The sequence below is a fragment of the Methylomonas sp. MgM2 genome (assembly GCF_054172045.1).
This window is the reverse complement of record NZ_JBSYXO010000035.1, coordinates 24,749-44,420: the sequence shown is the minus strand read 5'-3', so window position 1 is coordinate 44,420 and position 19,672 is coordinate 24,749. Positions and strand designations below refer to the sequence as shown.

Here is a 19,672-nt window from a genome sequence, read left to right as displayed (position 1 = left end):
GCTAGCAGACCACCCGGCGCTTCAAAAAATGGCGTCGAAACCGAAGGTATGGCGGCAAATTTCAACAGCCTGCTAAACCGACAAAAGGTTATTGCCGGGGTCGGTGGCCGGTGGTGTTGCCTGGATGCCTGGCCAAGATTGCATGGCGATTGGTGGCTATGCCTGATCCATTCAACTAAGCCAGAGCCGAAGCGGTGGTATTGGTTGAATGGTGTTGATGGTCGGTGTTGCCGGTGCTGATCCACTACCAAATAAAACACGGGCCACCCCTACCGACAAAACTGACAAAACCGACAAAAGGCAGTGATTGGGATCGGTGCCGGGTGGTCATGCCTGAACTGATCCCATGCAATCAACCAAGCCTAAGCCGTGGGCGCTGGTAGCCGTCGAACTGGTGGTGGTACGGTTGGCTTCGGTGTTGCTTGGCTAAGCTGTGGCGCTGATCCTGATTGCCTGGATCGGGATCGATGGCCGATGGTAGGTGGTCATGGTGCCAACCGGCTACCGCATTAAATAAAAACAATGGCTTAATCTGATCGAACCGAACGCATAAAAAAAGCCGGTGGCCTTGTTTGGCTTACCGGCTTTTTTGTTGTCTGTTTTTTTGTAATTTTATTTTTTAGTGCCCCATGAGTGCCCCACGGCGCTTTTTATACGTCCGTTGTTTTATATTAACTAATTGATTTATATGGCGTCCCGGAGACGATTCGAACGTCCGACCTGCCCCTTAGGAGGGGGCTGCTCTATCCAGCTGAGCTACCGGGACTTTAAAAAGGGGGTGAATTTTAACACAAAGGCCGGCTATGCTTTTTGTTTTCTAATCTCCTCCCGTTCTAAGGATGCGATGAAATAAGACAGTTTGGTGCGGCTTTTTTTGGAAAGGTTTTCGTAGAAGCCGCCTATTTGCACTTTTGATGTGTTGACACCGCCTTGTTTTACAAAGCGTACGGAAAAGTCGAAATCCATGGTGTAATCGTCGAATTTGATTTGGCAGTTTTTAATGCTGTCGCCTCGCTGAATCCTAGCGCGGTTTGCCGGTAAGTCGATACCGGCTCCGCCTCGGGATAAGTCGAACAAATAACCACTCACGGAGATGCCCGTGCGTTCAGATACGCCGCTGAACGCAATATCAATGGAGCTGATTTCTATGCGAGGCGAGCGTCTGCGCTGGGGATAAAAAATACGTTCAGGCAAGGGCGCCTTGTAATAAATTAAGCCGTTGGAGTAGCCGACTTCGACTTCTGATAGGTTAAGCGATAAGTGAATGCCTTTATGAAAGGTCGACAGCTTTAGGGATTTGATGTTTTGTAAGGCGACATTGCCATCTTTCGGGATTAGTTCGTCAAGAACGACAAGATCTTTATCGGCTTTTAAACCCAGGATAGACGAGTTGTACTCTTCGGGAACGTCATCGATTTTAATCGTGCACAGAGGTGAGCTTGTTTCGATGTCTGATAGTATAGCGATAATCCTGTCGCGGTCCGTGATGAAATTAGGGTTTTCGAATAGAGAAAGCTCGTCGTTCTCCTCCTTAACAGTAATTTTTTCTTCTTTGGCAAACAAGCCCTTAAGTTTATTTAACATGCTGAAGTAGTCCGGGTATTTCGTGCTGGACTCAGTCTACACCGAAATAAGCGTATGAGAAAACAACACGCTCCGCGTGCTGCCGTCCGGGCCGTAGGTTGAAGCGAGTTGTGATTTTCCTCTTAAAACTTGCAACGAGCGTTGAGTATGACGGCTAAGTAAATGGATACTCGCACCGTTTTGTTCGTTTAACGATCGGCATTTCTTGGACAGGGTGGTGATATCTAGCCAACATTGCGACGCATCGGTGGTATCGAGGCTGGCTGCTTTTGCTTTTTCCAAGTAATTTGCCATGCCATCTTGGTCGATCAAAAGCTTCTCGGTAGCGAGAACTTGGCTCAGTTGTTTCGAAAATTGTTCCAGCTGAACGACTAATTCTTTTTTATGGGTAGCGACAGACGATAGCACGGACGGGTCGGTTTTTTGTTTTAGATGCTCGTGCTCCTTGTTCAGCAGTTCGAACAGTTTTTCCGTTGAGCTGCGACCGGCTGTCAATAGCTTTTCTGCGATTGGAAAGGTTTTTTCTATCATAGGATCATGTCGAATTTGAAAATAGTTGTTGTTCTAAATCCATCATCTTTTCTGCAATTATTTCGGGCTTAATCTGGTAACTGCCCGTCCGCAACGCCTCTTTAATGGCGTCCACTCGGTTTCTGTCTACGACCGGGGCAGAGGCGTCTGTATCCGACGCGTTTTTTATATTGTTAGTGATACTGACAGTGTCGGATTTGGGAACGGAGCCCACAGTCTGGTTATTGGTTTCGGTAGCGCTCTTGTTAGCCAATTTTGTTTTTGCTGCGGGGCCGCCGAGGTTTCCAGCATTAACGGATTGAATAGTCATGACGTCATTCCTGTTGTGATTTTGCTGATTAACATAGCGGCATTATGACTCAATCCTTTAGACATTTTCTAAAAATAGACTGTTACCAAGCCGTGGCCGGCGACTGTGGCTTGAATTACCCGTTTCGACGAAATATTTTTTACGCTGATTTGTTGACCTTTGCTGCCGTCCATCATGGCAATTCCCGTGGCGCTGATTAGAAAGCCCGGTTTGCCCGATTGAATGCTCACTTGTTCGCCGCGTTTGACCAGCGTCGGTTCGGTGTAGTGTAGCCTGTTGAGCACCGTGCCGGCGGCAATAGCGCGTGTGGCCTGTTTGTTAACGATATCTTCGGGATTCGTGAGGTAGCCTTGTTGTAGCGTGGCAACGTCTCGCGATTCGCTCCTTAAATGTTCGATGCCGATTAGGTCGTTTCTGCCCAACTGTTTTGCCAGCACTATGACGTCTTTGAACGATTTGACCGAGACGGTACTGTAGATCAACCAGTTGTTTGTGCCGTTACATCGGACGCCGATCGTATTTCTGCCGGGCTCTATTGAGCCGGATTGGGAAAAGATGGCCAAACTTTGATCGCACGCAGGCAATTGCAAACGCGGGTCGATTTGTGTTTCGCTGATTTCGTATTGGCCGTCTGCAGCCAGTGATGATAAGACGAAATTGTGTACGGCTTCGTTTATGTCGTTTAAAGACTGGGTCGAAGAGGCAAAGCATGCTTGGCTGGCAATGAACCATATGCAGAATATTTTGACTGTTTTCATAGTAAATGCCGGTTTTTTGACTTTAGGCGGATTGCTGCAGAATGTGTGCCAGAAAATTATTAAAGTTAATTGATCTAAAGCCGCTATACTTTGGCCGGTTACTTTTTGAGGGGGGGGCTTATGGCGGGAGTCTTAGAAGGGGTTGATCAACGCACCAAGCTGGCAGGTCACAATCGCTTTGAATTATTGCTGTTTAAGCTGGGAAGCCGTCAGCGATTCGGGATTAATGTATTTAAAGTACAGGAAGTGATTCAATGTCCGCCATTAACCCAAATCCCGAATTCGCATCACGTTGTGCGCGGTGTTGCGCATTTGCGCGGCAAAACCATTCCGGTAATGGATTTGTCGATGGCGATCGGAATGCGGCCGTTGTCGCGTGAAGAAGGCGGTTACGTTATTGTTACTGAGTACAATCGCTCTATTCAAGGATTTTTGGTCGGATCAGTCGATCGCATCATTAACATAGGCTGGGAGCAGGTCAAAGCACCGCCCTCCGGCGCCGGAAAGGAAAGCTATTTGACCGCAGTCACCGACGTCGACGGCGAATTGATTGAGGTGATTGACGTCGAGAAGGTCATGAAAGAGGTCATCGGTGGCCGCGAAGAGGCTTCCGCAGAGGCAATCGATAGTGAGGTGACTGGTCAAAACGATTGCGTCTTGATCGTGGACGACTCATCTGTGGCTCGTAATCAAGTTAAACGCGTTTGCGAGCAAATTAGCCTGGATTGTACCGTTCTAAAAGATGGACAGGAGGCCTGGGATCATTTATCCGAGCTGATAGCCGACGGTATTAAAATCACCGATCGCTATGCGATGATTATTTCGGACGTGGAAATGCCGAGGATGGATGGTTATACCTTGGCAAGCAAAATTAAAGCTGACCCGGCGATGCGCGACGTTTACATTATTCTGCACACTTCGTTAAGCGGGGTATTTAATACCGCGATGGTGCAAAAAGTCGGAGCAAATGAATTCCTGGCTAAGTTTGATCCGGATTTGTTATTAAATGCCATTCAGAAGCGCCTAAAGACTCAGCGTCAAGGCTGATTAACCCGAGCGTAGGTTTCGACGGTTCGGGCCAGCACCTATTCTCAAGCGCTAGTTCAATCTTCATCCCGCATCAATTTCTGAACGAGGCGATACTGCTGCGTACTCGAAAAAATCGTCAGAAATTTGACTATTCAGAGGGGCGGCAATAGGCGGAAATTTTTTGCCGCTTTCCTAGCAGTGACGTCAATTGACGTATTTTCGACGACATAAGATAGCTTTCATATTGAATTATAATAATTAAATATTGTTGGCATGGCCTCTGCTAATTTTTTTGCAAACTGGAGGTGGCAAACATGGCAATCAATTTTAATAATGCGTTAGGTATACATCCGCAAGCGCTGATTCTGCGCGAAAAGCGAAGTGAAATTCTTGCAGCGAATTTGGCTAATGCCGATACGCCGGATTATAAATCCCGCGATCTGGATTTTAAGTCTGTCCTTTCAAACGCGATGCAGCATGACGCTCAAGCCGGTTTGGAACGCACCCGGGCCGGACATCTGCAGCGTCAAGGCATGACGCTCGGAGCCGACTTGCTCTATCGTAACCCGCAACAAGCGTCTTTGGACGGAAATACCGTTGAAACCCACATAGAGCAGGCCAAATATGCGGAAAATGCCGTGCAGTACCAGGCTAGCTTGCAGTTCATCAATAACAAGTTTGCCGGTTTGAAGTCAGCCATACGAGGAGAATGATGATGTCGTCCTTCGATATTTTCAATATTGCCGGTAGCGGCATGAATGCCCAAAATCTCCGGCTTAATTTAGTTGCAAGTAACCTTTCCAATGCTAATAGCGTCAGTAGTAGTCTCAGTGAGGTCTATAAATCAAGACAGCCGGTATTTGCGGCCGAATTGAAAAATATTCTTGATCAAAAGAATGCCGCTAGCGGCGTTGACGTTGTCGGAGTGGTCGAAAGCCAGGCACAGCCGATCATCGAGTATGCGCCGAATCATCCAATGGCCGACGAACTAGGTTACATCTATAAACCCAACGTGAACACCGTTGAAGAAATGGCCAACATGATGTCGGCTTCCAGAACTTACCAAAACAATGTCGAGGTTTTGAATACAGCGAAAAACCTGATGTTGCAAACGTTAAAAATGGGTCAGTAAGAGGAATAACTTATGGATACTTCTACGTTAAATAGTCTTTCTTCATTAGGCTTGGCCACCGTCGATACGGCGGCTACACAAAAGAAACAAAGCCTGGGCCAGGAACAGTTCTTGAAATTACTGACCACGCAATTAACCCATCAAGACCCGATGAAACCGATGGAAAATGGAGAATTCCTTGGGCAGATGGCCCAGTTCAGTACGGTGTCCGGCATACAGGACTTACAGGCGTCCTTCAAGGATTTTGCTAACTCCATTAGTTCGGATCAAGCCTTGCAAGCCGCCGGTTTGGTGGGTCGCTATGTGTCTGCGCCAAATCAGGAAGCCTTACTTTCAGCGGGGGGTAGTGTGGTCGGCGATTTCGAAATGCCGGCTAGTTCGAACGATGTGACTGTCAAGATTATCAATCCCAAATCCGGCGAAGTGGTCAGGACTCTGGCTCTGGGCGCTCAAGCGGAGGGTAAGGTCGAGTTTGAGTGGGACGGAGTCGATCAGAACGGTCAATTGTCGAACCCCGGCGTGTACAAGATCGAAGCGAGCGCCCAAATCGACGGTATCAATACCCAATTGGCCACGAATATAAAATCCTTAGTGCAAAGTGTCACCATGGGCTCGGGTAACGCGGGTTTGCAAGTGAATTTAGCCGGGGTTGGCTCGGTCAAGTTCAATCAGCTTAAACAAATTTTATAAGTAAGGAGGGCGTTATGGCCTTTAACACAGCACTCAGCGGATTGAATGCCGCCACCAGCAACATCGCCGTAACAGGGAATAACATCGCTAACGCCAATACCACGGGCTTCAAGCAGTCGCGAACCGAATTTGCCGATGTCTACGCAACCAGCATAGGCGGTGTTAGCAACATTCAACCGGGTGTAGGCGTCAAAGTCGCGAATGTCGCGCAGCAATTTAATCAGGGTAATCTGGCCTTTACCGAGAATAATCTGGATTTGGCGATTAGTGGCGAAGGTTTTTTTACGCTGGCGAAAAGCCCGAGCGAAGTTAACGATTTATCCTATACCCGCGCGGGCGAATTTAAGCTGGATAAAGAAGGCTACATCGTCAATAACCAAGGCAATGCCTTATTGGCTTACAAGCCTAACGGCACCACGATTTCCGACGGCTTTAGTGTGGGTGTGACTCAACCCATACAAATCAATACTTTGACCGGCTTACCTGCCGCATCCGATTCAGTCAAAATGGCCATTAACGTCAATTCGACCGATTCGGTGATTTCAACCCCGCCGTTTAGTCCTAGCGTCAGCGACAGTTATAATAGCCAAACTTCGGTAACCGTTTATGATTCGCTCGGTTCGCCGCATATTCTGTCGACTTATTTTCGCAAAGTCGATGCGGACAATAATGAATGGCAGGTTTATCACATGATGAGCGAGCCGGATTTGCCCGATGTAAAGAATCTGGTGAAGGTTGGGGGTGTGGATTATCAGACCTTGACCTTTGACACGACCGGTAAATTGACCTCGCCTTTGGCGCCCTATGCTTTGGATAGCTACACGATCGATCCTCCGACCGGTGCCGATCCGATCACGATCAGCTCGATGGATTTTAGCGGATCGACCCAGGTAAACCAGAAGTTCAGCGTGAATGAAATGACCCAAAACGGCTTGCCGGCGGGGCGCCTGACCGGCGTCGATATCGACGATGAAGGCGTGATATTCGCGCGTTTCAGCAACGGCGGATCGCAAACCGTGGGTAAAGTTGCCCTGACGCGTTTTCCGAATGTCAACGGCTTGACCAAATTGGGAGATACTCAGTGGGGGCAGGGGGCTAATTCCGGCGAACCGATACGCGGCGAAGCGGGATCTAATAATTTCGGCGGCATCCAATCCGGCGCGGTGGAGGGATCCAATGTGGATTTGTCGGCGCAATTGGTCAATTTGATCGTCGCGCAGCAGCATTATCAAGCCAATGCGCAGACGATTTCTACCGAAAACACCATTATGCAAACCATACTCAATATTTAATTGAGGGAGAGCGGCCATGGATCGAAGTCTTTACATTGCGATGAATGGCGCCAAGCAAAACTTGTTGGCGCAATCGGCTAACGCCAATAACTTAGCCAATACGCAAACGGTCGGATTCAAGTCCGACTATGATCAATTTCGGGCGATGCCTACCTTCGGACCCGGTTACCCGTCTAGAGTCTATGCGATGACCGAGCGGCCCGGAACGAATTTATCGACAGGCAATTTGCAAACGACAGGTAGAGACTTGGATGTCGCCATCGATGGAGACGGCTGGTTTGCGGTAAGAGCGAAGGATGGCAGCGAAGCCTATGCCCGGGCGGGCGATTTGCGTATTACCCCTCAAGGTTTATTGGAAAATGGCGCCGGTTTACAGTTGATCGGTGAGAGAGGGCAACCCATCGCCATTCCCCCTGCACAAAAAGTGGAGATAGGACGTGACGGAACCATTAGTATCGTTCCGCAAGGTTCAAACGCGGCGACACTAGCGCAGATCGATCGCATCAAGCTGGTGAATCCGGGTAACGATAAGCTGGAGAAGCGTGAAGACGGTTTGATGCACTTAAAGCAAGCAGGCGGGCCGCCGATACCGGCGGATGCTAACGTCAAGCTGGTTCAAGGTACGCTCGAAAGCAGCAACGTGAATGCCTTATCCGCCATGGTTGAAATGATTGAGTTGGCGCGTAATTTCGAGCTGCAAACTAAATTCATGAAAAGCGCTGACGATAACGCAAGTGTCTCCGCTAAGCTGATGCAAATGGCATAGTTGCTGCTTCCTTCTAAGTAAGACAAAAAATTGTCACTAGGAGGTTATCATGACAGAGCGCGCATTATGGGTGGCGAAAACAGGACTCGACGCCCAACAGACTAGAATGGCGGTTATTTCCAATAATCTGGCCAACGTCAACACCACCGGATTCAAAAAATCCCGACCATTATTTGAAGACCTGATTTATCAAAATATACGTCAGGTCGGTTCACAAACCACCCAAAATACCGAGTTACCGACCGGTTTGCAGTTGGGTACCGGCGTGCGAACGGTCGCAACGGAGAAAATTCACAGCCAGGGCAACGTCCAGCAAACCGAAAACCCGCTGGACATAGCTATTAACGGCCGCGGTTTTATCCAAATTCTGATGCCGAACGGCGATATTCATTACACCAGGAATGGTTCGTTGAAACTGGATTCCACAGGCCAAATCGTTACGGCCGGCGGATTGATTTTAGAACCCAATATCACCATTCCGCAGGACGCGACCAGCATCAGTATCGGTCGCGACGGTTCGGTTAACGTCGTTCAACCCGGCTCGGCGGCCGCTACTAGTGTCGGCCAGCTTCAATTGGTGGACTTCATCAATCCGACAGGGCTGGAACCGGTAGGGGAAAACTTTTTCCGTGAATCGGTCGCCAGCGGTCCGCCGATTATCGGTACGCCCGGAGAGGACGAATTCGGCTATGTCATGCAGGGGGCCTTGGAAACGTCTAACGTCAACGTGGTGGAGGAGCTAGTCAATATGATAGAGACCCAGCGCGCTTACGAAATGAACTCCAAAGCCATTTCGACGACGGACGAAATGTTGTCGTTCGTCACGCAGCAGCTTTAACGTAGGACGGCTACCATGAAGACTTTTGTATTGCTGGGTGTATCCGTTCTGTTGTTGACGGGGTGCGATACCTTGCCGAAACGCGACCCCGATTTCGCTCCCGTGCTACCCTCGGCTTTGAATCCGCCGGTACAGAATAACGGTGCTATTTATCAAGGCGGTTACGACTTACGTCTATTTGAAGATCACGCGGCGCGGCGCGTCGGCGATATCGTGACGGTCACGCTGACAGAAAACACCAATGCCAAGAAAAATGCCGATTTGGGCACTTCCAAGGATACGTCGATTAGCGTTCAGGCTCCCTATTTGTTGGGCGTGAGCCCGGGCACTGTTTTCGGTCAGGATGTAAAAACCGAGATAGAAACCGCGCAAAGTTTCGACGGCAGCGGCGATGCCCGGCAAAGCAACTTGCTTACCGGTAATATCAGCGTGACCGTGGTCCAGGTGCTGCCGAACGGCAATTTAATGGTGCGCGGAGAAAAACGGGTTACGTTGAACGACGGCAACGAATACATCCGCCTTTCCGGGATCATTCGTCCTATCGATATTGATGTTGCCAACACCGTGCCGTCTTCCAAAATCGCCGATGCCACCATCATGTATACCGGCGACGGCGCTGTGGCCGATTCGAACAAAATGGGTTGGATAGCAAGGTTCTTTAATAGCCCGCTTTTCCCATTCTAGCGGAGAACGCATATGAACAAGATCATACTAGCCGTCATGTTGGCGCTGAGCGCAAGTTCGGTTCAGGCCGAGCGCGTCAAAGACATTGCGAACATTGCCGGCGTCCGTACCAACCAATTAGTGGGTTACGGTCTGGTAACCGGCCTGGACAAATCCGGTGACAAAACCCGAATTACAGGTCAAGCGATGCGTAATATGGTGGGCAAGCTCGGCATGTCGCTGGTGCCCGGTTTCGATCCCAGAGCCAGAAACGTGGCATTGGTTAGCGTGCATGCCGAACTGCCGCCTTTTGCCAAACCCGGACAAACGATCGACGTGACCGTTTCCTCCCTAGGGGACGCGAGAAGTTTGCGCGGCGGTTCGTTGGTTCTGACGCCGTTGCGAGGCGTCGACGGCAACGTTTATGCCGTCGCGCAAGGCAGCTTGGTGGTAAGCGGCTTAAGCGCAGCCGGTCTGGACGGTTCTAAGGTCACCGTCAATAGTCCGCTGGTCGGGCGCATACCCAGCGGGGCAACGGTAGAAAAGGTCGTACCTACGCAGTTCGATCAAGGAAACGACTTGGTTTTTAATCTGAATAGCGCAGATTTTACCACGGCGACGCGTATGGTCTCGGCAATCAACAAACAGTTTGGCGCCGGCACGGCGGAAGCGATCGATGCCACGTCAGTCAGCGTAAGGGCGCCTGTCAAGACCGACCAGCGCGTGGAATTTGCGTCGATGGTAGAAAATATTGACATCACTCCGGATGACGCGCCGGCAAAGGTCGTGGTCAATTCCAGGACGGGTACGGTCATCGTCAACAGTAAGGTTAGGGTGCAGCCGGCAGCGGTTTCGCACGGCAGTTTAACGGTGACGATCAAAGAGAATTTGCAAGTGAGTCAGCCAAATGCGTTTTCACGCGGTAGAACGAAAGTCGTGCCGGATTCGGACATTTCGGTTAAGGAAGAAAATAACCATATGTTTGTATTCAATCCGGGTGTGACGTTGGATGAAATTGTTCAGGCTGTCAATAGCGTAGGAGCGGCGCCGAGTGACTTGGTCGCAATCTTGGAAGCCCTTAAATCCGCCGGCAGCCTGCGAGCCGAGCTGATTGTTATCTAGTGTTGGAATCGGAGGGCGTTTTATGATCCGGATCCAACTGGGAGGTTTTCATGTTAAATACTGATGCCGCGTCCGTTTATACCGACTTTAACGGTCTGGGAAAACTGAAACAAAGCGCGCGAGAACAGTCGCCGGAGGCCATCAAAGAGGTGGCGAAGCAATTTGAATCCGTGTTTTTATCCATGGTTTTAAAAAGCATGCGCGAGGCGAAATTGGCCGATAGCGTGATGGACAGCAAACAGAGCGAATTCTATCGGGATATGTATGATCAGCAAATGGCGCTGCATTTGGCCGGTAAATCCGGTACCGGTTTGGCGGATCTGATTGCCAAGCAATTGTCTCCGAAACAAAAGGCCGACGACGAGGAGAAGATGCAAGCGGGCGATTATTTAAATCGTGCGCTCGGCTCCAGCGCTCAGGTGGTTCGCCGACAGCATCCGACCCCGGTCAAAACGAGCGTTGACACCGATTCGATCGAAGCGCTGGATGCGTCCGGGTTGAGGCGTTTACAAGAAAGTCTGGATCGTCTGGAACAACGTCAAAAGTCTCTGGAAGAACAATGGCGTACGGAAACCGGTGGCGACGAAATTTCTGCGAATAAGCAACTATTCATGAGTCAACTTCTTCCGTATGCTAGACAAGCGGCAAATCAATTAGGCGTCGATGCCAATGTGTTGCTAGCCCAGGCGGCCTTGGAAACCGGGTGGGGGCAATCCGTGATCAAAAACGCGCGCGGCGAAAGTAGTTTTAATCTTTTCAATATTAAGGCCGATAAGAGTTGGCAGGGCAAACAAACGCGGGTATCGACACTTGAGTACGATGGCGGAGTCAGCAAAAGGGAAATGGCCGGATTTAGGTCGTATGCTTCGTTTAAGGAGAGTTTCGACGATTATGTCGACTTCATCAAGTCCAATCCCCGTTATGGCGAAGCCTTGAAAAAGGCGGGTAATGCGGCGCAATACGTTCGAGAGTTACAAAAAGCCGGCTATGCCACCGACCCCCGTTATGCGGAGAAGATTCTGAGCATATATCAAAGCCAAATCGCCAACCCGATACAACAATCTAGCGCCGGTTAGGAGGAAGTATGTCCGTCAGTATTCTGAATACCGCATTATCCGGATTAGCCGCGTTTCAGCGGTCGCTTGAGACCACCAGTAACAATATCAGCAATGTCAATACCGAAGGGTATAGCCGGCAAAGAGCCGAATATGCAACCCGGCCGGAACAGTTTTCGGGTGGTAACTATATCGGGACGGGCGTGAATGTTTCCAACATCGCGCGAAGCTACGACCAATTCATTACCGGCCAGGTACGCTCCAGTAATTCCGCGTTCGGCGAGGTCGACCGCTTTCATAGTCTGTCGGCCCAGATCGACAGGCTGCTGGCGGAAGAGAGCACCAGCATTGCGCCGGCGATGAAATCTTTTTTCGATGCCGTACATGAGGTTGCCGACGATCCCTCGTCGATTCCGGCTCGGCAGGTCATGCTATCGGAAGCGGAAAACATGGCGGCCGGTTTTAACACGATGAATGCGCGTTTTGTCGAGATTCGCGACCAAGTGAATTTCGATATGGGGAATATGCTGCAAGATTTAAACTCTTATGCCAAAGAAATTGCCGACCTGAACGTCAAAATCGTGGCCGATATCGGGCGGGCACGCGGCGAGCAAATGCCCAATGAGTTACTCGATCAACGCGATTCTCTATTGAACAAAATCGCCGGACTCGTCGATGTTTCCGTGGTGGGTCAAAAAGACGGCTCGGTGAACGTGTTCATAGGAAAAGGGCAGTCGTTGGTGCTGGGCGGTAATGCGGCAACCTTGGAGCTAAGAAGTTCGGATACGGATTTTTCACATAAACAAATCTTCCTGGACGGCCAAAATATTTCGAATCAGCTTTCCGGTGGTAGCTTATACGGGAGTTTGCGGTTTAGGGATGAAGTGTTGGATCCTGCCCAACGGCAGCTGGGCATGTTGGCGGCTGGCATCGCGGTGGAATTCAATCGCGTGCATGAAGCCGGTTACGATTTGAACGGTGTGCCAGGCACAGCGTTTTTCGATTTGGATGCGTTTAATCAACCGGACCAAGTCCCGGTGACGGCTAATCCGAACAACCCGTCCGGCGCGTCGATCGGGGCTAGCTACCAGCCTAATAACGTAGCCAATCTTACCGCCGACGATTATCGGCTGGACGTGACGGCGACCGGTTATACCCTGACGCGGCTAAGCGACAATCAAGTGACATCCGGTGCCTTGGGCGGCAACCCAACCCCCACGAATTTCGGATTCGATCTGGATCTATCGGACGGCGCATTGGCCAACGGCGATAGCTTTTTGATCCGGCCGGCTTTCGAGGCAGCCGCAAAAATCAAATTGGCAATCACAAACCCGGAGCAAATCGCGGCCGCCCAAGCGAATGTCACCAATCCCGGGCCGCCGCCGACAGTGTCCGGTTTGCCGGGCGATAACCGCAACGCGTTGGCGTTGGCACAGTTGGAAACCGCAAAAACATTGTCGAAGGGGAATGCGACTTTCGACGACGGCTACGGCCAACTGGTTTCCAAAGTCGGTACCCAAACCCATAGCGCCGAGGTCAGCCGTTCCGCACAGGACACGTTGCTGAAACAGGCCACGGCGTCATGGGAATCGGTTTCGGGTGTCAATCTGGATGAGGAAGCGGCAAACTTAATCAAATTTCAGCAGTCTTATCAGGCGGCGGCACAGGCAATTTCAGTGACGAACACTTTATTCGACAGTTTGATTGGCGCTGTTCGTTAGGAGTTTATCATGCGTATTTCAACCTCATGGAATCACCAGTTGGGCGTTAATGCCATACTGGATCAACAGGCTAAATTGTCGGAAACACAGATGAAGTTGTCGACCGGCAAGAAAATTCTGACGCCATCGGAAGATCCGGCTGCGGCGGTTCGTTTATTGGATTTGGACCAAGTGACCAAACAAACGCAACAGTATCAAGACAATATTGTGATTGCCAGGCAGCGTTTATCCTTGGAAGAAGCCAATATACAGGATGTGGTCGATACCTTGTTTCGGATTAAAGAATTGACCGTGCAAGGCTTGAATGACACTAATACTCAACCCGACAGAGCTGCAATTGCGGCGGAAATAGATCAATTAAAGGAGCATTTGCTCGGGATCGCAAATACCAAAAACGCGAACGGCGAGTATATCTTCGCTGGATACGCTACCGACACCCAGCCCTACGCGAAAGGACCCGCGTTCGATTCGACCGTCGTGCCCGGTAGTCCGGTCGATTCCTATCCTTATTTCGGCGACAATAATCAACGCAGTCTCCAGATAGGGCCTTCGCGTTTCATTACCGATGGCAATTATGGGGAGCAGGTTTTCGGTGCGAGCGATGTTTTACCAACGGATACGGCCCCTCTCGACCCTGCTAACGCGCAGTCGCCTAAAAATTTATTTGAAATTGTCAGCAAACTTTCGGTGTCGTTGACGGACAATAACCCGCAAGACATATCGTTAACCGAATTGGACACGGCTTTAGAGCGCGTCGTTTCGGTACAAACCACTATAGGCGCTAGGATAAATGCGTTAGACGGCCAAGAAAATACCAACGACGGCTATATTCTCGACATGCAATCGCTCACATCGGAAATCGGAGACTTGGATTATGCGGACGCGATTAGCAAATTCAATTTACAAAATGTTTCTTTGCAAGCGGCACAACAAGCCTTTACCAGAGTACAAAATCTGTCTTTGTTCAATTACTTGTAATCGAGTCGGCGTTCGATTTTGGTCATGACTCCCGCAAAATTGGGCCAAATAGCGCCGTCCCTATCCGTATCGGCATGGGTACAGGGCGAGGCGACCAATTTTGATCGATTGCGGGGACGGGTTGTGTTAGTTGAAGTGTTTCAAGTCAATTGTCCGGGCTGCTTTTTATATTGTTTGCCGCGTGCAATTGATTTGTACCGGCGTTATTCGCCGCAGGGATTGGTAGTGCTGGGGTTGGCGACAGCGTTTGAGGATTTTGATAAAAACACCTTGTCCAATCTGCGTCTACTATTGGAAACCGGCGAGGTGATCGGCGAAACGTTGCGGACTTTGACCGCATACGGTCAAGTTGAAAATGGTCGCTGGGCGCAGAAGGTGCCATTCCCGGTGGCCATGGATCGTTTGATTGAAATGGAAAAACCGGTTTCGGAACAAGCGGTCCAGGAATTTATCCGACAAAAATGGCCGGCATTTTCCGGGCAGTCGGCGGACTACCGGAAACAGCTCACGCGACGCGTTTCCGACTATCTGCAAACGCTGGACTATCGCGCGGAAACCTTTGAACGTTTCGATCTGCAAGGAACGCCTTCGCATATACTGGTCGATAAGCGCGGTATGTTACGCGCCTGCCGCTTCGGCGAGTTTCCCGAATTGGAAAGCGGGATCCGGCAATTGATTGCCGAGTGAAGGTATGAAACGGCTGTTTTTTGCCTTATGGCCTGATGAAGCGACCCGGCAAAAATGCCGAAAGGTATTACGAGCTATTCGAGGCCATGGTAGGCCGGTGTCGCCCATGAATTTGCATATAACCCTGGTCTTTTTGGGTAGCGTCGACGAAGCCCGGCAAATAGCGATGAGCCATGCGGCGGCCGATATTATCGTTGCGCCCATGACGCTGAGTTTTAACCGCTTAGCCTATTGGAAAAAACCGGCCGTGGTGTGTTTGACCGCGGAACAAACCGATCCGGCCATGCTGAACCTGGTCGATCAACTGACGGCTGCCGCCGTTAAAAACGAGATTTCAATCGATCAAAGACCTTACAAGCCGCATGTCACCTTGTTGCGAAAAGCCAGTGCCTTACCCGAAATCGAAATCAAGCCTATTTCTTGGCGGGCCGACGGCTTTTGTTTGGTGGAATCGTGCTCCACGCCGAAAGGCGTGGAGTATAGGGTCATAGCGCGGTGGCCGTGCGCAATCGCGCCGGCTCCGGAGGATTTGAATTAGCTGCGTTGTTTTTGCTCTAAAATGGCGCGGCTAAGTTGATAGACCGCCATCGCATATAGGGGGCTATGGTTGTATCGGGTAATCACGTAAAAATTGTGCAGGCCCAGCCACAACTCTTCGCCGTCCACTAATGGATAGCTCAGCAGTTTCGCATTTTCGGTATCGGCCAATTTGGCCGGCGGGACAACGCCCAGTTTACGCAGTTGTCCGACGGTTATATCCGGTTTGACGCCTTGGCTTAGGGCTTTTTTGTAGGAGGTGCCGTCGGCATTGACTTGGTAAGTAATCGGTTCGCCTCGGCGCCAATGATTGGCGACGAAATAATTGGCTACGCTGGCAATCGCGTCGCCGTCGTTATGCCAGATGTCGCGTTTATGATCTTGGTCGAAGTCGGCCGCATAGGCCCGGTAACTGCTGGGCATGAATTGGGAAAGTCCCATTGCGCCTGCATAAGAACCCAAGGGTTGCAAGGGATCCATTTTTTCTTCCCGGCTCAACAATAAAAAGTTTTCCAGCTCTTTCAGAAAAAACTCGCTGCGTTTGGGATAGGCAAAACCCAGCGTGGATAAGGCATCGATTACCCGGTACTTTCCGGTGAACGCGCCGTATTTGGTTTCCACACCGATGATCGCAACGATGATTTCCGCGGGTACGCCGTATTGTTGCTGGACGGCTTGCAAAGCGGCTTCGTTTTTGTTCCAAAACTCCACGCCGCCGGCGATACGCGATTCGGTCATGAAAATCTCGCGGTATTTATACCAGGGTTTGGCTTCGGCAGGTTTTGCCATTGCATCCAAAATGGGCTGCTGAATTTCTACCGATTTAAACAATGCTTGGAGTTCGCGTTCGTTGAAACGATGTTGTTTGACCATCTGGTTAATGAAGCGATTCAAACCGTCGCTGTTAGGTATTTCCGCGGCGGCCGGGCCGGTGCACAATAAGCTGATGGCAACCGGGCTAAAGGATAAGATTTTTTTCAGTTTCATAAGCGTAAGCGAGGATTAGACGGGTAATAATTTACGATGCGTATGTATCGACATCAGGATACCGAAACCGGCCATCAGCGTCACCATCGAAGTGCCGCCGTAACTGATTAGGGGTAGCGGAACGCCAACTACGGGCAGTATGCCGATCACCATGCCGATGTTGACGAACACGTACACGAAAAAGGTAAAAGTCAGGCTGCCGGCCAACAAGCGGGAATACGTGTCCTGAGCTTGCACCGCGATATAGAAACAGCGGCTAATGACCAGCAAATATAAAAACAGCAAACCGACACAGCCGAATAAACCGAATTCTTCGGCGAATACCGCGAAAATAAAGTCGGTGGAGCTTTCGGGTAAGAAATCCAGCTTGGCTTGCGTACTGCCCAGCCAGCCTTTGCCGTTGACGCCGCCGGAGCCGATGGCGATTTTGGATTGAATGATATGGTAGCCGGTTCCCATGGGATCGGCTTCCGGGTTGATGAAAGTCAGTACCCGATTACGTTGGTATTCACGCATGAAATGCCAAAGCACCGGTGTCAACGAGGACAAGATCACTATGCCGCCGAGCATCAGCCACCAGGATAGACCCGCAAAAAACAGGACGGCGGCGCCGGAGCTGGCCACCAGTAACGAAGTGCCCAGATCCGGCTGTTTGGCGATCAATACAACCGGCACTATCAACAAGATGCCGGCCGCTAGTATATTTTTAGGCTTGGGTGGCAGCGAATGCTCGGATATGTACCAAGCGATCATCATCGGTGCGGAAATCTTGGTGAATTCCGACGGCTGAAAGCGAAAAAAGCCCAAATCCAGCCAGCGTTGGGCACCCTTACCGATCTGTCCCATGACCATGACGGCCACCAACAACAAGATGCAGACCGTGAATAAAGCCACCGAAAACGATTGAAACCGGCGCGGATTGACGTGCGCCAGCCCTATCATCAACAGCATGGCCAGTCCCATGCGGCTGGCATGGCGTATTAATAGCGCGGTATCCTGGCCGCCGGCGCTATAAAGGATCACAAAGCTCAACGCGCAAACCATTAACAGAGCGAGGAATAACGGAATGTCGATATGCAGCTTTCTGAGTAAGGTGCCGAGTAGCGACGGTGACTGAAATTGCTCGATACGCATTTCAATTTTCATGCGATGGTTCCTTTTTCGGGCTCAGGTAAGCTTTGATCACTTCTCCGGCGATAGGGGCGGCCACCGAGCCTCCGTGGCCGCCGTGTTCCGCGACTACCGCGACTGCTATTCTGGGGTCGTGTACCGGGGCAAATGCAATAAACAAAGCGTGATCGCGCATTTTGAAGTCGATGGCGTTTTCATTGTATTTTTCTTCCTGTTTGACCGTGAATACCTGTGCGGTTCCGGTTTTTCCGGCGATTTGGTAATTAATACCGGTCGCTAGGCGCCGCGCGGTGCCGCGAGAGCCATGTATCACATTGGTCATCGCATAGATAATTTTGTCTACGTTTTTTTTATCCAGATTGATTTTGCTGTCCGGCTCCAATTCCGGCGGTGTGGCGTAGTCGGGTGTGATGATTTCCTGAACCAAATGCGGCGTAACGATCTTACCGTAATTGGCTAAAGTCGCCGTGGCCCGGGCCAGCTGTAACGGCGTGACTTGGGTATAGCCCTGACCGATACCCGTGATTACCGTTTCGCCGGGATACCAAGGTCGGTTGCGGTGACTTCTTTTCCAATCCTTGGATGGCATCAGGCCGCTGACTTCGCTGACCAAATCGATGCCGCTTCTTTCTCCGAATCCAAAGGAGTGCATGAACTCGGACAATCGATCGATGCCCAGTGCCAGGGCCAGTTCGTAAAAATAGACGTCGCAGGATTGAGTGATGGCCTCGTTCATGTCGACCGTGCCGTGGCCGCCTTTGCGCCAATCGCGATATTTATGGCTGGAATTAGGCAATCTGAAATAACCGGGGCAGTACAAACGGTGCGTGAAATCGATCACGCCGTATTCCAGGCCGGCCAATGCGTAAAAGGGTTTGACCGTCGAGCCGGGCGGATACAAACCGCGTAAGGCACGGTTGTAAAGCGGTTGGTCGGGTGAGTCTTTCAGCGCTTTATAGTCTTTACTGGAAATGCCGGTGACGAAAGGGTTGGGGTCGAATCCCGGTTTGCTGACGAAAACGAGCACGCCGCCGGTTTTGATGTCGATGGCGACCACGGCGCCGTTATATTCGCCTAGCGCATCGGAAGCGATTTTTTGCAGGTCGATGTCAAGCGTTAAATAAATATTGGAACCGGCAATGGGCTCGACGGTGGAGAGCGTGTTGACCGCCCGTGCCTGGGCGTTGGTTTCGATTTCTTCGTAGCCCGCGATGCCGAGCAAATGCGATTCGTAGGACTTTTCGATACCGATTTTTCCGATGATATCGGTGCCGCGGTATTTGGCGACCGGAATGGACTTCAATTCGTGCTCATTAATGCGGCCGACGTATCCTACGACATGAGCCGCTAGCTCCCCGTAAGGGTAATAGCGTACTAAACGGGCGTATACATCGACGCCGGGAAAATAGGGCCTTACTACCGCGAACTTGGCGACATCCTCGTCCGATAGGTTTTGTAACAACGGCGTCGACGTAAAGGATTTATTGCGTTTACGCTGTTTTTGAAATTGCTCGATTTTCTCGTCGGGGATATCCAGCAATCGTTGCAATTTCGCCAGCGTGCCATCCATGTCCTTGATTTGCTCGGGGATAAGCTCCAGGCTGTAGGTCGGCACGTTTTCCGCCAGCATGCGGCCGCGGCGGTCGTAAATAATGCCGCGAGTCGGAGGCAGGGCGGAAATTTTAATGCGGTTGTCTTTGGATAGCGTCGCATAATGTTCGTGCCCGACCACTTGCAAATAAACCAGTCGAACGGTCAGGCCGGCTATCATCAGGATAATCAATACAAAAGCCGCTACGATGCGGCTCAAAAATACCCTGCTTTCGGATAGCGGGTCTTTGAATGCGAATTTTCTGTCCAT

The 19,672-nt window shown here is 50.7% G+C and carries 21 protein-coding genes and 1 tRNA gene; 14 read left to right on the top strand and 8 right to left on the bottom strand.

Features of this window, described 5'->3' with window-relative positions; translation table 11 throughout:
- Positions 1–689: 689 nt before the first annotated feature.
- The 5 genes from ACW73I_RS19185 to flgA form a co-directional block, all read right to left on the bottom strand.
- Positions 690–766: transfer RNA gene (locus tag ACW73I_RS19185), tRNA-Arg, on the bottom strand.
- Positions 767–801: 35 nt separating this feature from the next.
- Positions 802–1,584, bottom strand: coding sequence for a flagellar brake protein (locus ACW73I_RS19180; RefSeq protein WP_458031040.1), 783 nt, complete (start codon positions 1,582–1,584; stop codon positions 802–804).
- 36 nt (positions 1,585–1,620) lie between these two features.
- On the bottom strand, positions 1,621–2,115 hold the full coding sequence (locus ACW73I_RS19175; RefSeq protein ID WP_458031039.1) for a flagella synthesis protein FlgN: 495 nt from the start codon (positions 2,113–2,115) through the stop codon (positions 1,621–1,623).
- A 4-nt stretch (positions 2,116–2,119) separates the two neighbouring features.
- A complete protein-coding gene (flgM, locus tag ACW73I_RS19170) occupies positions 2,120–2,425 on the bottom strand; it encodes a flagellar biosynthesis anti-sigma factor FlgM (RefSeq protein WP_458031038.1) in 306 nt (101 codons plus the stop codon).
- 68 nt (positions 2,426–2,493) lie between these two features.
- Complete coding sequence (gene flgA / locus ACW73I_RS19165) at positions 2,494–3,183, bottom strand: flagellar basal body P-ring formation chaperone FlgA (protein WP_458031037.1); 690 nt, start codon at positions 3,181–3,183, stop codon at positions 2,494–2,496.
- 120 nt (positions 3,184–3,303) lie between these two features.
- On the opposite strand from flgA, the gene ACW73I_RS19160 reads away from it, so the two are divergent.
- The 14 genes from ACW73I_RS19160 to thpR all read left to right on the top strand — a co-directional run bounded on the left by ACW73I_RS19160 (position 3,304) and on the right by thpR (position 15,694).
- Positions 3,304–4,230 (top strand): chemotaxis protein CheV, encoded by a 927-nt coding sequence (locus ACW73I_RS19160; RefSeq protein ID WP_458031036.1) that lies wholly within the window; start codon positions 3,304–3,306, stop codon positions 4,228–4,230.
- Positions 4,231–4,526: 296 nt separating this feature from the next.
- Positions 4,527–4,925 carry a flagellar basal body rod protein FlgB gene (gene flgB / locus ACW73I_RS19155; protein WP_458031035.1) on the top strand — a complete coding sequence of 133 codons (399 nt, stop codon included), beginning with the start codon at positions 4,527–4,529 and terminating at the stop codon, positions 4,923–4,925.
- A 2-nt stretch (positions 4,926–4,927) separates the two neighbouring features.
- Positions 4,928–5,344: a flagellar basal body rod protein FlgC gene (gene flgC / locus ACW73I_RS19150; RefSeq protein WP_458031043.1), complete on the top strand. Its 417-nt coding sequence runs from the start codon at positions 4,928–4,930 to the stop codon at positions 5,342–5,344.
- 12 nt (positions 5,345–5,356) lie between these two features.
- Positions 5,357–6,034: a flagellar hook assembly protein FlgD gene (locus tag ACW73I_RS19145; protein ID WP_458031034.1), complete on the top strand. Its 678-nt coding sequence runs from the start codon at positions 5,357–5,359 to the stop codon at positions 6,032–6,034.
- 14 nt (positions 6,035–6,048) lie between these two features.
- Positions 6,049–7,326: a flagellar hook protein FlgE gene (gene flgE, locus ACW73I_RS19140; RefSeq protein ID WP_458031033.1), complete on the top strand. Its 1,278-nt coding sequence runs from the start codon at positions 6,049–6,051 to the stop codon at positions 7,324–7,326.
- 16 nt (positions 7,327–7,342) lie between these two features.
- Positions 7,343–8,092 (top strand): flagellar basal-body rod protein FlgF, encoded by a 750-nt coding sequence (flgF, locus tag ACW73I_RS19135; RefSeq protein WP_458031032.1) that lies wholly within the window; start codon positions 7,343–7,345, stop codon positions 8,090–8,092.
- Positions 8,093–8,141: 49 nt separating this feature from the next.
- Complete coding sequence (flgG, locus tag ACW73I_RS19130) at positions 8,142–8,930, top strand: flagellar basal-body rod protein FlgG (protein WP_458031031.1); 789 nt, start codon at positions 8,142–8,144, stop codon at positions 8,928–8,930.
- Positions 8,931–8,945: 15 nt separating this feature from the next.
- Complete coding sequence (flgH, locus tag ACW73I_RS19125; protein WP_458031030.1) at positions 8,946–9,614, top strand: flagellar basal body L-ring protein FlgH; 669 nt, start codon at positions 8,946–8,948, stop codon at positions 9,612–9,614.
- A 12-nt stretch (positions 9,615–9,626) separates the two neighbouring features.
- Positions 9,627–10,715, top strand: coding sequence for a flagellar basal body P-ring protein FlgI (locus tag ACW73I_RS19120; RefSeq protein WP_458031029.1), 1,089 nt, complete (start codon positions 9,627–9,629; stop codon positions 10,713–10,715).
- A 50-nt stretch (positions 10,716–10,765) separates the two neighbouring features.
- Positions 10,766–11,791, top strand: a complete 1,026-nt coding sequence (flgJ, locus tag ACW73I_RS19115) for a flagellar assembly peptidoglycan hydrolase FlgJ (RefSeq protein WP_458031028.1) — start codon at positions 10,766–10,768, stop codon at positions 11,789–11,791.
- Between the two features lie 8 nt (positions 11,792–11,799).
- Positions 11,800–13,491 carry a flagellar hook-associated protein FlgK gene (flgK, locus tag ACW73I_RS19110; protein ID WP_458031027.1) on the top strand — a complete coding sequence of 564 codons (1,692 nt, stop codon included), beginning with the start codon at positions 11,800–11,802 and terminating at the stop codon, positions 13,489–13,491.
- Between the two features lie 9 nt (positions 13,492–13,500).
- Positions 13,501–14,469 carry a flagellar hook-associated protein FlgL gene (flgL, locus tag ACW73I_RS19105; protein ID WP_458031025.1) on the top strand — a complete coding sequence of 323 codons (969 nt, stop codon included), beginning with the start codon at positions 13,501–13,503 and terminating at the stop codon, positions 14,467–14,469.
- Between the two features lie 24 nt (positions 14,470–14,493).
- Positions 14,494–15,156 (top strand): TlpA family protein disulfide reductase, encoded by a 663-nt coding sequence (locus ACW73I_RS19100; RefSeq protein WP_458031024.1) that lies wholly within the window; start codon positions 14,494–14,496, stop codon positions 15,154–15,156.
- Positions 15,157–15,160: 4 nt separating this feature from the next.
- A complete protein-coding gene (gene thpR / locus ACW73I_RS19095; RefSeq protein WP_458031023.1) occupies positions 15,161–15,694 on the top strand; it encodes an RNA 2',3'-cyclic phosphodiesterase in 534 nt (177 codons plus the stop codon).
- Here thpR and mltB read toward each other — a convergent pair.
- The 3 genes from mltB to mrdA are packed head-to-tail and all read right to left on the bottom strand — an operon-like array spanning position 15,691 to position 19,672.
- A complete protein-coding gene (gene mltB, locus ACW73I_RS19090; RefSeq protein WP_458031022.1) occupies positions 15,691–16,680 on the bottom strand; it encodes a lytic murein transglycosylase B in 990 nt (329 codons plus the stop codon). The two genes, thpR and mltB, sit on opposite strands and share 4 nt — an antisense overlap.
- 15 nt (positions 16,681–16,695) lie before the next feature.
- A complete protein-coding gene (gene rodA / locus ACW73I_RS19085) occupies positions 16,696–17,826 on the bottom strand; it encodes a rod shape-determining protein RodA (RefSeq protein WP_458031021.1) in 1,131 nt (376 codons plus the stop codon).
- Complete coding sequence (gene mrdA, locus ACW73I_RS19080; RefSeq protein ID WP_458031020.1) at positions 17,816–19,672, bottom strand: penicillin-binding protein 2; 1,857 nt, start codon at positions 19,670–19,672, stop codon at positions 17,816–17,818. The genes rodA and mrdA overlap by 11 nt, the downstream gene beginning before the upstream one ends.